Origin of the sequence: Streptomyces purpurascens, assembly GCF_045040895.1 — a bacterium.
GTDB lineage: Bacteria > Actinomycetota > Actinomycetes > Streptomycetales > Streptomycetaceae > Streptomyces > Streptomyces purpurascens.
In genome coordinates this window covers 3,034,134-3,047,301 of record NZ_CP108341.1, presented here as the reverse complement: position 1 = coordinate 3,047,301, position 13,168 = coordinate 3,034,134, and the positions used below count along the sequence as shown (strand labels likewise).

General features: G+C 71.8%; 9 protein-coding genes. 2 read left to right on the top strand and 7 right to left on the bottom strand.

The genetic code is table 11. From position 1 onward, the window contains the following. Positions 1-8: 8 nt before the first annotated feature. Entirely contained in the window at positions 9-1,442 is a 1,434-nt protein-coding gene (locus tag OHU35_RS13865) for an MFS transporter (RefSeq protein ID WP_189723367.1), read from the bottom strand. A 102-nt stretch (positions 1,443-1,544) separates the two neighbouring features. On the opposite strand from OHU35_RS13865, the gene OHU35_RS13860 reads away from it, so the two are divergent. After that, on the top strand, positions 1,545-2,435 hold the full coding sequence (locus OHU35_RS13860; RefSeq protein WP_189723366.1) for a helix-turn-helix domain-containing protein: 891 nt from the start codon (positions 1,545-1,547) through the stop codon (positions 2,433-2,435). On the opposite strand, the gene OHU35_RS13855 is transcribed toward OHU35_RS13860, so the two are convergent. The 3 genes from OHU35_RS13855 to OHU35_RS13845 all read right to left on the bottom strand — a co-directional run bounded on the left by OHU35_RS13855 (position 2,436) and on the right by OHU35_RS13845 (position 6,356). Further along, positions 2,436-4,256 carry a caspase domain-containing protein gene (locus OHU35_RS13855; protein ID WP_405505414.1) on the bottom strand — a complete coding sequence of 607 codons (1,821 nt, stop codon included), beginning with the start codon at positions 4,254-4,256 and terminating at the stop codon, positions 2,436-2,438. It lies immediately after the preceding gene. After that, a complete protein-coding gene (locus tag OHU35_RS13850) occupies positions 4,253-4,645 on the bottom strand; it encodes a hypothetical protein (RefSeq protein ID WP_189723362.1) in 393 nt (130 codons plus the stop codon). Before OHU35_RS13850 ends, OHU35_RS13855 begins: the two co-directional genes overlap by 4 nt. 256 nt (positions 4,646-4,901) lie before the next feature. Beyond that, positions 4,902-6,356, bottom strand: coding sequence for an MFS transporter (locus tag OHU35_RS13845; RefSeq protein ID WP_189723361.1), 1,455 nt, complete (start codon positions 6,354-6,356; stop codon positions 4,902-4,904). 78 nt (positions 6,357-6,434) lie between these two features. On the opposite strand from OHU35_RS13845, the gene dusB reads away from it, so the two are divergent. Next, positions 6,435-7,568 (top strand): tRNA dihydrouridine synthase DusB, encoded by a 1,134-nt coding sequence (gene dusB, locus OHU35_RS13840; RefSeq protein ID WP_189723359.1) that lies wholly within the window; start codon positions 6,435-6,437, stop codon positions 7,566-7,568. Here the strand turns inward: dusB and OHU35_RS13835 are convergent, their stop codons facing one another. The 3 genes from OHU35_RS13835 to OHU35_RS13825 form a co-directional block, all read right to left on the bottom strand. Beyond that, on the bottom strand, positions 7,569-9,305 hold the full coding sequence (locus OHU35_RS13835) for a sulfatase-like hydrolase/transferase (protein ID WP_189723357.1): 1,737 nt from the start codon (positions 9,303-9,305) through the stop codon (positions 7,569-7,571). 338 nt (positions 9,306-9,643) lie between these two features. Then, positions 9,644-11,581, bottom strand: coding sequence for a glycogen debranching N-terminal domain-containing protein (locus OHU35_RS13830; protein ID WP_189723355.1), 1,938 nt, complete (start codon positions 11,579-11,581; stop codon positions 9,644-9,646). Further along, positions 11,578-13,056, bottom strand: coding sequence for an MGH1-like glycoside hydrolase domain-containing protein (locus tag OHU35_RS13825; RefSeq protein WP_189723353.1), 1,479 nt, complete (start codon positions 13,054-13,056; stop codon positions 11,578-11,580). Before OHU35_RS13825 ends, OHU35_RS13830 begins: the two co-directional genes overlap by 4 nt. Between the last annotated feature and the right edge of the window lie 112 nt (positions 13,057-13,168).

Below are 13,168 nucleotides of genomic sequence, written 5' to 3'. Positions count from 1 at the left end.
GAGATGCCTCAGACGACCGCGCGCGGCAGCCTGAGGCTCAGCAGACCGGTCAGCACCACCCCGGCGAGCTGCACCAGCAGCGTCGTGACCAGGGCGTCCCGCATGCCCATCCCCGGGATCAGGGACAGGAACAGCGTGCCCAGGGTGGCCACACCGAGGGCCAGTGCCGACTGCTGAGTGGTGATCATCACGCCGCTGCCGACGCCGGCCCGGGCGGACGGCACCTCGGAGAGGATGACCCGGTAGATGACGGGCAGTTGCAGCGCCTGTCCCGCGCCGGCGACCGCCGCGCCCGGGAGCAGTTCGACGAAACCGAGGTGCGGCCAGAAGCGCCAGGCGGCCAGGGCCATCAGCGCCAGACCCACGCCCTGGAGTACGGCACCGGCCGTCACCACGCGCGTCCCGTACCGGGCGACCAGCCGGGGGCCCAGCAGGGAGAAGACGAAGAAGACCACCGCCAGGGGCGCGAGCGCCAGGCCCGCGGCGACCGGGCCGAGCCCGGCGCCCTCCTGCAAGGCCACCGCGATCACGAACATGAAGCCGCTGAAGCCGATGGAGAAGGGCAGCACCAGCAGCAGTCCGCGGCGCAGCGAGACGATCGCGAACAGACTCGGCGGGACCAGTGGCGTACGGCCCTCGCGGTCGGCCCTGCGCTCCACCGCGTAGAACGCCGCCGCCACGAACGGGAACGCGGCCAGCGACAGCCACGTCCACAACGGCCAGCCCGCCGCCCGCCCTTCGGTGAGCGGGACGAGCAGGGTGAGGAGCGAGGCCGCGAGGAGGAATGTGCCGGGGACGTCGACCGGCTCCGGCCGCGGCGAGCGGGTCTCGGGGACCACCCGCACGGCCAGCACCAGGCCGGCGAGGACGACCGGCACGTTGACGAGGAACACCGAGCGCCAGCCGGTACCGGCGATGTCGGCCGCGACGAGGACCCCGCCCAGGATCTGTCCGGCGATCATGGACAGCCCGGCGGTCGCGCCGTACAGGCCCATGGCCTTCGCGCGCCGGGGGCCGGTCGTGGTGGCCTGGATGGTGGCCAGCACCTGCGGCAGCATCGCGGCGGCCGACGCGCCCTGCGCGACCCGGGCCGCGACCAGCGACCAGGCGTCCGGCGCCAGTCCACACGCCAGGGAAGTCAGCCCGAAGGCCGCCATACCGCCGAGGAACAGCCGCCGCCGGCCGAAGAGGTCACCGAGCCGGCCCCCGAGGACCAGCAGGACGGCGTACGACACCCCGTACCCGGCGACGACGAGTTCGAGGACCGACTCGCTCGCGGCGAGGTCGGTGCCGATGGTGGGCAGGGCGACGTTGACGATGAAGAAGTCGACGAGGGGCAGGGCCGCGGCCAGCAGCACCGCGAACAGTCCGAGCCCGCCGAGCACGGGGACCGGGGCGGCGGGCGGGCGGACGGGGCGTGAGGTGAGGGATTCCGTGGTCACGGTCACGAGCCTGCTGCCTCACTCAGGCTGGTACCAGAGTGTCCTTATCCTGGTAGCGGCACCACCTGGAAACAGGGTCCGGGCGGCGGCAGGCTGGAGGGTATGACGACCATGGCTGAGGAGACGGCGGTACGCGCGCCCGAGGCGCCCCGCGACGGGGATGTCCGGCGGCACGAGCTGGCGGCGTTCCTGCGCAGCCGCCGGGAGCGGATCGCCCCCGAGCAGGTCGGCCTGCCCCGGGGCCGCCGGCGCCGTACGCCGGGTCTGCGCCGCGAGGAGGTCGCCCAGCTCTCCGCGGTGGGGGTCACCTGGTACACGTGGCTGGAGCAGGCCCGTGACATCCAGGTCTCCGTCCAGGTCCTCGACGCGCTCGCCCGCGCGCTGCTGCTCGACCCCGGCGAGCGCGCCCACCTCTTCCAGCTGGCCGGCGTCGCCGACCCGACGCCCGCGACCACGTGCCCGTCGGTCACGCCGGCGATGCGGGCGGTGCTGGAGCAGGTCGAGCCGTTCCCGGCGTGCCTGCAGAACAGCCGGTACGACATCCTCGCCTACAACCGCACGTACGGGCTGCTGCTGTGCGACCTGGACACGGTGCCGCCCGAGAACCGCAACTGCATGGTCCTGTCCTACACGCACGCCGAGTGGCAGTCGTCGATCGTGCACCTGGAGGAGACCCAGCGCCTGATGGCGGCCCGCTTCCGCGCCGCGATGGCCGGCCATCTCACCGAGCCCGCCTGGAAGATGCTGCTCAAGCGCCTGCGCACGGAATCCCCCGAGTTCCGCAGGGCCTGGGACCGCCACGAGGTCGTCGCCCACCGCACCAAACGCAAGGAGTTCCTCAACCGTCACGTCGGCCGCATCGCCGTCGATCACACGGACCTGTGGCTGACGCCGGGGGCGGGGCCGCGGATCGTGACGTACGTACCGGCGGACGAGGAGTCCCGGGAGCGGCTGGAGAGGCTGCAGGCGATCGCCTCGATGGGGCGGAGGTAGTCACCACTCGCTACTGCCCACCAGGTAGGTGATGCCCGCGAGGACGGCCAGGATCAATGCCGGGATCGCCAGGCCTTTCGCGATCGCGGTCAGGGTGTGCGTACCGGTCGCCGTCTTGCTCGTGTACTGCTCCCGCCGTGCTCCCAGATCGTGCCGGGCGAACGCGCCGACTACCAGCGCCACCGCACCGGTGATCAGGCACACGATGAGCGGTGTGAGCGCTCCGTGCTCGCGGACGTTGTCCTCGATGTTGCCGTACACCCCTGCGTCGCCCCGTTCCATGACGGCCGCCACCGCCGCCTGGATGGCCAGTACGAGCGTGATGACCGCCGTGACGGCGAGGGCGAGGGCGGCACCGGCAAGGGCGGGAGCGCGTCGGGACGGGGATGACCGGTCCGTTCGCGGCTGGTGTGTAGCGGCCCGTGGCGGCGTCTTGGGAGGGGGCGGGATGTGCGAGGGCCCGACGACCACCGGGGTCTGCTTGCCGTCCGTTCCGGGCATCGGCCTTGTGGAGTCGTTCGAGGGCTGGGGTTCGGGCTCCGTGGGGCCTCCGGGCTCTGGTGCCGGGCCCACTACTGCTTTGACGTGGATCACTGACTCGTCGGCCACACCCTTGAGCACGATGTCGCCGGACAGGTTCCCCTCGGTGGCCGTGTCGACGTGGACGTCCAGACCGCTCCGGGTCGGATCGACCCGCAGCCACGCCTGGTTGGGCTGGGCCAAGCAGTGACGGGCCAGCGGTGGGCCGTGCAGGGTCACGGACTGCTTCCGTGGGGGCGAGCCCCTCGGTGCCAGGCCGAAGTCCAGGTGGTCCGGGGACGGTGCCAGGTGGATCTCACTCAAGGCGTCGGACGCCAGTTCGGCGATCGGCTGGATGTCGTTCCGCGCGACCTCCTCCAGGTGCTGACGCGCCCCTTCCGCCATGGGCAGCTCCCTGCGCTGCAGTCGTTTGCGCAACTCCGTCACGGCGCCCTGCCGTGTGAGGAAGTCCTCGCTCTTCATGGCCGCCTGCAGGGAGGGCGGCGAGGGAACGGCAACGATCCTGATGCCGCCACGCCGACTGTGTGCCAGATGCAGCTCCCCCTGCAGCTCCGCCGCCTTCTTCGGCGTCTGATGGGGGTTCTGCTCCCGGACGTGTCTGTAGACGTACTCGTACAGGTCGTCGAGCGAGACGTTCCCGTCCGCGTCGAGGTCGGCCTCGCCGGTCTCCAGGCCCTCGACGACCGCGTGCGTGAACAGCGAAGGCCGCGGAGCGGAGTTCTCGGCGAGTTTGCTGCCCTCGAAGGCGTACTCCATGGAGTCGGACGCGGTGATGACGGCCCAGCCCCGCCCACTGGCCGGCTCGTCCTTCGCGAACGACTCGAGGACGTTGATATCTCCGGAAGCGCGTACGGAGGACGAGCCCCGGGAGAAGGCGCCTCCGTAGCAGCAGTCGAGGAACAGGACGCTGCGGCCCGCCCGGGTGCCGGACATGCAACCGCGGACGAACTGGGAGGGGACAGCCGTGGCGGCCAGCAGCGGGGGCTCGGTGTCGCTCGCGGCCAGGTACAGCTCGCCGGACTCGCTCTTGAGGCCGTGGCAGGAGAAGTGCAGCAGGAGCGTGTCGGCGCGGCCGCGCTCGTTGAAGAAGCCCTGGATGCGCCTGCGCATGAGGTCGGCCGAGGCGTTGTGCACGACCTCCACCTCGAAGTCGCCGATCTGCGGGTCGTGCAGCACCCTCTCGAGGGCCGCGGCGTCCTGGGCGGGGGCCTCGAGCTTCTTGAGCCCCTGGTCGGTGTACCGGTCGTTGGCGATGATCAGCGCGTGTCTGGAATCCGTCATGGCTCGGCTCCGGCCGGGGAATGGCGCTCGACGAAGATCTCGAACGCCGTCGCGACCTGATCGTCGGTCGCCTCGGACACCTCCAGGACGTCCTCGCCCATCTGCAGACGCAGGGACGGGTGGGTGTCATGGCGTCGGCCCATCCACGACCGGACCACGTTCATCACCTGGCTCAGGGCGGTTGCCGAGCTGCCCAGGGTCACCAGCAGGGCACCGATCTGAGTGACGTCCACGGCCCGCGCTCCGGGCGGTACCTCCCCGCCGGGGAGCGTCGTGACGTCGTCCACGTCGAGCTCCAGCAGTTCCTCGCGCAGGTAGCCGGTCAGCTCCGCGACACGTTCGGCTTCCGCGTCCTCTTCGGCGAGGAGGATGTGCAGTGTGTTGTCCACTGGCTCAGCCCCTCTGCTCGTGCTCTCGGGGCGGCGCAGAGTCGGACTATCGGTGGGCTCTACGTCTTCACTTACAGTTTCCGCTGCTCAGGGCGGGGTGGCAAGTCGCCGACGGGGGAATGAGTTTCACGGTTCAACCGTAAGGTTCCTCGTTCAACTTGGGGTGGATCGCCGTCGGCAACGTCCGTGGCCGCAAGGGCGATTCCCCAACCGCCGCAGGCACATGCCGTGTTGTCGAGAGGGCGATGAACCACGGCTACGAGGCACGATCCGCCGTCACCGCCACATCACGCACCTCCGCGGACTTCAGCCTCTCGGCCGCACGCTCGGCAGTTCCCCGAGCCCACCGCCCACTCGTCACCGCCCCCAACGCCAGCACAGCGAAACCGCACACCGCGAGAATCCACCACCCGGGCCGCGCCGCCGACACGAACATCTCCCGGTACGACGACGAGCCCACCCCCGAGGCGAGCACCGCGCCCACCACGGCGACCCCCAGCGTCTGCCCGAGCTGCCGGCTCGTCGAGGCCACCGCCGCGGCCACACCCGCCTGCGCACGCGGCATCCCGGACACCGCCGTGTTGGTGATCGGCGCGTTGACGAAACCGAAGCCGATGCCGAAGAGGACGTATCCGGCGAAGAGCGTGACGTCGGAGGTCTCGGCCTCGAACGCGGCGAACAGCACGCCGCTCGCGGTCATCGCGAAGCCGGCGATCAGGAGCGGGAGGCGGGGGCCGCGCGTGCCGACCAGGCGGCCGGAGAGCGGGGCGCACAGGAACGTCGGGGCCGCCATCGGCAGCATCCACAGGCCCGCCTCCAGGGCGGTCAGGCCGCGGACGTTCTGCAGGTACAGCGTGGACAGGAAGAGGAACCCGCCCAGCGCGGCGAAGGCGCTGACCGCGATGACCGTGGCCCCGCTGAACGGCGCCGAGCGGAAGAACCGCAGATCGATCAGGGGTTCCGCGCGACGCGGCTCGTACCAGAGCAGGCCGGCGAGAGCGGCCAGGGCGACCACGGCCAGCGGGGCCGTCGAGGCGAACGGCGTGCTCGGCGCTTCGATGATCGCGTACGTCAGGGAACCGAAGAGGGCGATCACCAGGAGCTGGCCGACCGGGTCGGGGCGGCGGGCCTTGCCGGCGCGGGACTCGGGGACGAAGCGCAGGGTGAGCAGCAGGGCGGCCAGGCCCACCGGCAGGTTGATCCAGAAGATGGAGCGCCAGCCGACGGATTCGACGAGAAGGCCGCCGACCAGCGGGCCGGCGGCCATCGATATGCCGACGACCGCGCCCCACACGCCGATCGCGCGGGCCCGCTCACGCGGGTCGGTGAACGTGTTGGTGATGATCGACATGGCGACCGGGTTCAGCATCGAGCCGCCCACCGCCTGCACCATCCGGAAGGCGACCAGCGCCTCCAGATTCGGCGCGAGGGAGCACAGCACCGAGCCGAGGGTGAAGACGATCAGGCCCGCCATGAAGACGCGTTTGCGGCCGATCCGGTCGGCCGTGGAGCCCGCGAGCATCAGCAGTGAGGCCAGGACCAGGGTGTAGGCGTCGATCGTCCACTGCAGACCTGAGGTGCTCGCGTGCAGGTCCTGCTGCATGGAGGGCAGGGCCACGTTCAGGACCGTGTTGTCGAGGCTCACGATCAGCAGGCTCATACAGCAGATCGCGAGCACCAGCATGCGGCGGCGGGGGCTGAGCTCGGGCATGCGGGCCATCGTACGCCGATTTCGATAGTGTGGCTAACTAATGAATTTTACCGTCTCATTGCACGGCACAATGGAGGAATGTCCACGCCCCTCCACATCGGCCCGCACACCGTCCGGCCCCCCGTCGTCCTGGCCCCCATGGCCGGGATCACCAACGCGCCCTTCCGCACCCTGTGCAGGGAGTTCAGCGGAGGGAAGGGCCTGTTCGTCAGCGAGATGATCACCACCCGGGCGCTGGTCGAACGCAACGAGAAGACCATGCAGCTCATCCACTTCGATGAGACGGAGCGACCCCGGTCGATCCAGCTGTACGGCGTGGACCCGGCGACCGTCGGCAAGGCCGTCCGCATGATCGCGGAAGAGGACCTCGCCGACCACATCGACCTCAACTTCGGCTGCCCCGTGCCGAAGGTCACGAGGAAGGGCGGCGGATCCGCCCTGCCGTACAAGCGGAACCTGCTGCGGGCCATCCTGCGCGAGGCCGTCAGCGGCGCCGGCGATCTGCCCGTGACGATGAAGATGCGCAAGGGCATCGACGACGACCACATCACCTTCCTGGACGCCGGCCGGATCGCCGTCGAGGAGGGCGTCACCTCCATCGCGCTGCACGGCCGCACCGCCGCCCAGCACTACGGCGGCACCGCCGACTGGGACGCCATCGCCCGGCTGAAGGAGCACGTGCCGGAGATCCCGGTGCTCGGCAACGGCGACATCTGGTCGGCCGAGGACGCGCTGCGGATGGTGCGCGAGACCGGCTGCGACGGTGTCGTGGTGGGGCGTGGCTGCCTGGGGCGGCCGTGGCTGTTCGCCGACCTGGTGGCCGCCTTCGAGGGGCGCACCCAGGACATCGCCCGCCCGGCGCTGCGCGAGGTCGCCGACGTCATGGTCCGGCACGCCACGCTGCTCGGCGAGTGGATCGGGGACGAGGCGCGCGGGGTCATCGACTTCCGCAAGCACGTCGCCTGGTATCTGAAGGGCTTCGCGGTCGGCTCCGAGATGCGCAAGCGCCTCGCGATCACCTCGTCGCTGGAGGAACTGCGGTCCGGTCTTGACGAGCTGGACCTCGACCAGCCCTGGCCCGACGGTGCCGACGGGCCCCGGGGCCGTACGTCCGGCAACAACCGGGTGGTGCTGCCGGACGGCTGGCTGAAGGACCCGTACGACTGCGCCGGGATCGGCGAGGACGCCGAACTCGACACCTCCGGCGGCTGATCAGCCTCCCGAGCGGTGCGGCGTGGAGCCGTACGCCTTGAGGAAGCGGTCGCGGAACGAGCTCATCTTCCACACCGGTGCGTCGCGGTCGGGCTTGAGGCCCTCCGTCCAGTTCCAGTCGGCGACCTTGTCGAGGACCTTCGGGTCCTTCGCGACGATCGAGACCGGCACGTCGCGGCTGGCGCGGGTGCCGCTGACCCGGGCCATGGGCTGGTGGTCGCCGAGGAAGACCAGGACGGTGTCGTCGGTGCCGTAGCGCTCCAGCCACTGGGTGAGGCTGGTGACCGAGTACTGGATGGACTTGCCGTACTCCTGCCGGGACTTGGTGGTGTCGGTGATGATGTCCGACGCCTTGTTGCCGGCCTTCTCGATGGCGTCGAAGCGTGAGCCGTCGCCGAGTTCGTCCCAGCCGACCATCTTCGGGATGGGCGCCCAGGGCTGGTGGCTGGAGGTCAGGATGACGAACGACATCAGCGGCTTGTCGCGCTTCTTGCCGTGCACCTGGCGCTGGAACGCCTCCAGCGCGTACTGGTCGGGCATGGTCGACCAGCTGAACTTCGGGCCCTTGTACCCCAGGTCGTAGGCGTCGTAGAGCTTGTCGAGGCCGTACCACTTCTCCTCCGGCCAGCCCTTCTGTACGCCGGGCATCACGCCGACCGTGTCCCAGGCGCCGCTCTTGCGGAACGCCTTGGTGAGGGTGAGATGGTCGCCCGCGGTGACCGTGCGATAGCGGCGCTGGTTGTCGATCCACAGGCCGGACATGGTCGTGGAGTGGCCGAGCCAGCTGCTGCCGCCGTAGGTCGCCGAGGTCAGCCACCCGCTGCGGGCGGCGAACCCGGCCTTCGCCAGGGCCTTGCCGTCGGCGTCGAGGGTGCGGTCGACGCCGGGGGCCATGATCGGGTCCTCGATGGCGCTGCGGCCGTAGCTCTCGATGAAGGTGAAGATCACGTCCTTGCCGCGCAGATCGGGCAGCAGCTGGTCGGGCGGGGTGTTGCCGAAGGTGTCCGCCTGGGCGTGCTTCGCGAACGCCGCCTCGTCGCGCAGGGACTCCACCGTCCGCTGGGCGTGGACGCGGAGGGCTCCGGCGCCGCGCTCGGAGGCGATCGGCCCGCCGAAGAGCGTCAGGCCCAGGGCGGAGCAGGTGATCCAGACGACGCCGGCGATCAGCGCGCCCCGGGCCGCCCGGGGCCGGTGGCGGACGAGCAGGTCGCTGAGCCGGACCGTCGCCGCGACCATGACGGCCGCCAGCAGCAGGACCAGCACGATCGCGCCGACGGCGGCGGCGGTCGCGACGCCCCCGCCCAGTGTGTCCCCGACGTACGCCTGGGCGTCGGGCAGCAGGTCCCAGTCGAGCGCGGCGTTGAAGCCCCGGCCCAGATACTCGTTGAACCCCATGTCGAGCAGATTCACGGCGGTCAGCGCGGTCAGGCCGAGTCCGTACAGCGCCGCCGCGACCAGCCGGGGCCGACGCGGCAGCCACAGCACCACGACGGCCCCGACGACCGCCTCGGCCGGTATGCGCGTGAAGCTCCTCGGCCCCACGGCGGGGAGGGTGTTGGGCAGCAGCAGGGCACCGAGGACCAGGGCGGCGGCGAGGGTGGTGGTGGTCCAGCGGAGGGCGCGGGCGGCTCGGGGGTGGCGGGTGCGGAGACCGGATTCCGACACGGGAGTCTCCGGTGCCGGTGCCGACGCAGGCTCTGACCGCGATGACTGGCGCAAGCGTGTGAAGACAGGCACCCGAAGGTCCTTCCCGTACGAAACCCGGTGAGGTGGCGGACCCGCGTGGGGGGTCGGGTCCGCCTCAGTTCCGTACGGTGCGCCCACCAGGTGCGTTCAGCCCACCGGGCCAGCGCTCGGCAAACACACGGCAAACGCTAGGGCCTGTCGTTCGGGTCAGGTCGCAGACGCGGGGTCTGGCACGCGCATCTGCGGCGTTGTCGTCGGTCGCCGACGCTCCGCGTCGACTCCCTCCTCCGCCTTGCAGCTGCACGCACCAGACCCCGCTCACCGGCGTGACGAGATGCCGCCGATTCTCTGCGTCCTGACCCGAACGACAGGCCCCGGCCAACCGCCCCTCAGACGCCCCCGACCGCCGTGAGCAGCGCCAACGGGGCCGAGGCCGAGCGGGATTCGCGTACGCACGCGTGCGGGTACGGCACCGGCTCCGGGTGGGTGTCGCGGCCGTAGCCGGCGAGGACCTCGGGGAGCCGGTTGCCGGTCGCGGTCGCCGCGTCGACCAGGCCGCGGGCGACCGCGCGGGCCTCGTCGTGCAGTCCGTAGCGGGCCAGGCCCAGCGCGATCAGCGCGTTGTCGTGCGGCCAGACCGAGCCGCGGTGGTAGGAGAGCGGGTGGAAGGCCGGCTGGCCGGCGGCCAGGGTGCGCACGCCCCAGCCGGAGAAGAAGTCCGGTTCGAGGAGGCGCCGGCCGACCTGTTCCCCGTACTCCTTGTCCAGCAGGCCCGACCACAGCAGATGCCCGGCGTCGGAGGCCAGGGCGTCGACCTGGTCGCCCCGGCCGTCGAGCGCGAGCGCCGGGAAGGAGCGCTCTTCCATCCAGAAGTCCCGCTGGAAACGGTCGCGCAGGTCACCGGCCGCCTGTTCCAGCAGGTCCGCGTACGTCCCGTCCTGCCACACCGTGCGCGCGAGCCACGCCGTGCGGCGCAGCGCGTCGTAGGCGTAGCCCTGGGCGCCCGCGGCCGTCACCGGCCCGTGGGGGCGGGTCCCCTCGGCGGAGCAGATGGCGCCGGGGGAGTCCTTCCAGTTCTGGTTGGCGAGGCCGCCCTGGTCGGCGCGGTAGACGAGGTAGCCGCGCGAGGTCAGGCCACCGTGGTCCAGCATCCAGCCGACCGCGGCGCGGGCGTGCGGCTCAAGGCGGCGGGCCAGGACCGTGTCGCCGGTCTGTTCCACGTAGGCGCCGAGGAGGACGAGGAACAGCGGCGTGGCGTCGACCGAGCCGTAGTAGCGGCCGTACGGGACCTGGCCGAAGTGGGCCAGTTCGCCGTGCCGCACCTCGTGGACGATCTTGCCGGGCTGGGCGACCTCGCTCGCGCCGGTGTCCGTGGCCTGGGTCGCGGCGAGCGCGGGCAGGGTGGCGGCGGCCAGCCGGGGCCGGTAGGGCAGCGCGAACAGCGACGTGAGCAGGGCGTCCCGGCCCAGCAGCGTCAGGAACCAGGGGGCGCCGGCGGCCGGGACGCGCAGTTCCTCGCCGTCCGGCCCCTTCGCCGGGACCTGGAGCGCGGCGAGGTCGGCGAGACCCCGGGAGCAGGCCGCGGCCAGCTCCGGCCAGCCGGTGGGGAAGGCCAGGCCCTCCACGAACTCGCCCTCTCGGGCGAGCAGTTGCTCCCTCACGGCGGCCGGGGAGCGGGGGACGCGCAGGGCCCGCTGCTCGCCGTGCGGGCGGGCCATGACGCGCAGGACCAGCTCGGCGGTGCCGTGCGGGGCGAGCTCCAGGGTCCACACCAGGCGGCGGGCGCCGGTGCCGGTCTCCTCCACGGCGTCCGGCTGGGGCTCGGCCGTCACGGTCGTGCACGAGCGCCACTCGCCGCGCCGGTAGGTGAACTCCACGCCGTGGCCGAGGACCTGGCGGGAGCGGACGGCACCGGCCTTGGTGTAGGTGCGGTGGTCGGAGCGCAGCTCGAACTGGTCGGTGAAGTCGGCGTCGGCGGTGACCGCGAGGCGGACCGTCGTCGGCGCCGGGCGGTTGCTGGTGATGCGCACCGACTCCACGAACGAGGCGTCGCCGACGGCCTGTTCACGGAAGAGCGTGTACGCGGGCGGCTCGTTGCGGCCACCGCGCGGGACGAGCACGCAGCGCGCGGTGTCCCCGTCGGCCACCGGCGTCAGCGTGTCGGGGACGGCCCCGTCCACCGTGAGCTGCCACCGGCTGAGATGCCGCGCGTCCCGTACGAACATTCCGTCCGGGGCGCTGCCGCCCCGGTAGCCGCTGATGTCGCCGCGGTCGCCGACGGCGGCGAACGTCCCGCCGTGCACGAGCAGATGATGCCGGTCCGTCATCCCCGGTCCCCTCCCTTGATCGCCGTGACGCCGTTTCCGTCCCCTGCGGGCCGGTCGTGCAGCAGGTCGAGCGTGAGCGCGGCGGTCCAGCCGAAGCCGGTGGCGCCGCAGGCCTGTGCCGTGTACGGGTCGACGTACTCCGCGAAGCCGGAGGCGTCGGCGGTGTGCAGGATGCCCTTGCGCAGGGCGTCGGCCCGGCCGCGCTCGCCGTGCAGCCGCAGGCCGCCCTCCAGGAGCCAGTTGGTGTTGATCCAGGCCGGGCCGCGCCAGTAGCGGTGCGGGTCGAAGGCCTCGCCGAGCAGGTCGTAGCTGGGCACCAGACGGGTGGTGCCGCCGAGGCCGAAGTGCGGGCCGCACATCGTGCGGACCAGGGTGGCCGCGAGGTCGCGGGGCAGGGTCGGCAGCAGCAGCGGGATCAGCCCGGAGACACCGCGCTCGGGGATCAGCTCCCCGGCGCGCACGTCCCGGCACAGGAACATCCCCGCGGCCGGCTCCCACAGCCGCTCCACCAGGGCGGCGGTGAGCCGCTCGGCGCGTGCCTGCCGGGCCGTCGAAGCGGCGCCCAGCTCGTGGGCGATCCGGGCCAAGGCGTACTCGGAGGCGATGAGCAGCGCGTTGAACGCCGGGTCCTCCACGGCGAACTCGCCCGCCCGTCTCCCACCGCCACCCTCAACCGAGGCCCTGCGGGCCGCCCCCTCGATTCCGCCGTCGGCGTATCCGCGGTCCCGGTAGTCGCTCGCCAGCCGCACGTACCGCCCGTAGTCCAGATCCGTCGGCCGGCCCTCGGGGGAGCCGTGGTCGAGGTCGGCCCGGCGGAAGGAGCGGGCCGGGGCCGGGGTGACCCGGGACAGCGGACGGTCCCAGCAGGGGCTGTTGTCCATACCCTGTTCCCAGGGGTGCACGACGGAGACCAGTCCGCCCCCGCCCAGGTCGCGCCGGTGCAGCAGATACCGGTGCCAGGCCGCGAGGCGGGGATACACCCGGGTGAGGAAGCCGCGCGCCCGCGACAGACCCGGGTCGGCCAGGTGCACCAGCCACGCGGCCAGCGCGTGGACCGGTGGTTGCACGATCCCGGAGGTCTGTACGGTGCGCGGGGCGCCCGCGGCACGTCCCGCGGTCGAGGAGCGCCAGAAGTCGGGGCTCGGGAAGTACGCGTCGAGGGGGACGGAGGGGTTGAAGACGATGTGCGGGATCCGCCCGTCCGCCCACTGGGCCGCCAGCAGCGTGTCCAGTTCCGTCTGGGCGCGTAACGGCGAGACGTGCCGCAGGCCGATCGCGATGAACGCCGAGTCCCACGACCACTGGTGCGGATACAGGCTGCGCGAGGGCACGGTGGACGACCCGGTCCAGCCTGCCTCCAGCACGGCGGCGGCCCTGACGTGCAGGGGCGGCGCGGGACTGGGCGCCGTACTGGACGGATCGTATGCAACGGTGCGTCCCGCGGGGCGGGGGGTGCGTTGGGCGGTGCGGTCCACTCGGGGCTCTCCGAAAAGACGTCCAGCCGACCGGTTCGGCTGCGGCTACCGTGGGGTTACGTCTATTTAACACGCAAAACCCACTATGTAAGGCAAGGTTGAGAAACACAAG

Excerpts from the sequence above, each read along its gene's own strand:
- OHU35_RS13860 (WP_189723366.1), top strand. The coding sequence starts at position 1,545 with ATGACGACCATGGCTGAGGAGACGGCGGTACGCGCGCCCGAGGCGCCC.
- OHU35_RS13855 (WP_405505414.1), bottom strand. The coding sequence starts at position 4,256 with ATGACGGATTCCAGACACGCGCTGATCATCGCCAACGACCGGTACACC.
- OHU35_RS13845 (WP_189723361.1), bottom strand. The coding sequence starts at position 6,356 with ATGCCCGAGCTCAGCCCCCGCCGCCGCATGCTGGTGCTCGCGATCTGC.
- dusB (WP_189723359.1), top strand. The coding sequence starts at position 6,435 with ATGTCCACGCCCCTCCACATCGGCCCGCACACCGTCCGGCCCCCCGTC.
- OHU35_RS13830 (WP_189723355.1), bottom strand. The coding sequence starts at position 11,581 with ATGACGGACCGGCATCATCTGCTCGTGCACGGCGGGACGTTCGCCGCC.